Annotated in this window: 1 protein-coding gene; it reads left to right on the top strand. The window is 63.4% G+C overall.

Going from position 1 to position 1,027, the window contains the following annotated elements; translation table 11 throughout:
* Window positions 1–1,027, top strand: a 1,027-nt coding sequence (locus tag GOAMR_RS10220; protein ID WP_005186681.1) for a condensation domain-containing protein, incomplete at both ends; no start/stop codon positions are given.

Raw genomic sequence — 1,027 nt, 5'->3', positions numbered from 1 at the left:
CCGGCCGGGGTGCCGGGTGAGCTGTATTTGGGTGGTGTGCAGTTGGCGCGTGGTTATGCCGCGCGTGGTGATCTGACGGCTGATCGTTTTCTGGCGGATCCTTTTGGTGAGCCTGGTTCGCGTATGTACCGGACCGGTGACTTGGTGCGGCGTCGTACTGATGGTGTGTTGGAGTATTTGGGCCGTACCGATTTCCAGGTGAAGTTGCGTGGCCAGCGGGTGGAGCTTGGTGAGATCGAGTCGGCGATCGCGTCGGCGCCGGGTGTGGTGCATGCGGCGGCGACGGTGATTGATTCGCCGACCGGTGATCAGCATCTGATTGGTTATGTCTCGCCTGCGTCGGTGGATACCGAGGTGGTGCGGGCTGCGGTGGCGGCGTCGTTGCCGGTGTATATGGTGCCCACTATTTGGGTGGGTATCGATGATGTGGTGCTCAATTCGGCGGGCAAGTTGGATCGTAAGGCGTTGCCGGCGCCTGATTTCGGGTCGGTGGAGGCCGAGTACACCGCGCCGAGGACTCCGGCCGAGGAGGCTCTGGCGGCTGTGTTCGCCGATGTTCTCGGTGTTGATCGGGTCAGTGTGGCGGGGTCGTTCTTCGAGTTGGGTGGCAACTCGTTGTCGGCGATGCGGTTGGCGGCGCGGGCCTCGGATGTGCTCGGGGTGGAGGTGTCGGTTCGCGATATCTTTGGTGCGCCGAGTGTTCGTGAGTTGATCGAGGCCACGTCTGGTCATGGAGCCGCGCTCGTTCCGGTGACTGTTGTTGAGCCGCGTCCGGCGCGTGTCCCGTTGTCGTTTGCGCAGCAGCGTATGTGGTTCATCAACCGGTTCGACGCCTCGGGTGCGACGTACAATATTCCGGCCGTGCTGCGCCTGACCGGCGAATTGGACGTGGATGCGTTGCGGCGGGCCGTGATCGACGTCCTCAAGCGCCACGAGGTCCTGCGGACGTCCTTCCCGTCCGATGCGGGTGAGCCCTACCAGTTGGTCGGCGACATCGCCGAGTTCGACGAACGCGGCATCTGGCAGA

It is taken from the genome of Gordonia amarae NBRC 15530, from assembly GCF_000241345.1.
GTDB lineage: Bacteria > Actinomycetota > Actinomycetes > Mycobacteriales > Mycobacteriaceae > Gordonia > Gordonia amarae.
The sequence above is the reverse complement of the archived record's forward strand: the minus strand, read 5'-3'. Positions and strand labels throughout refer to the sequence as shown.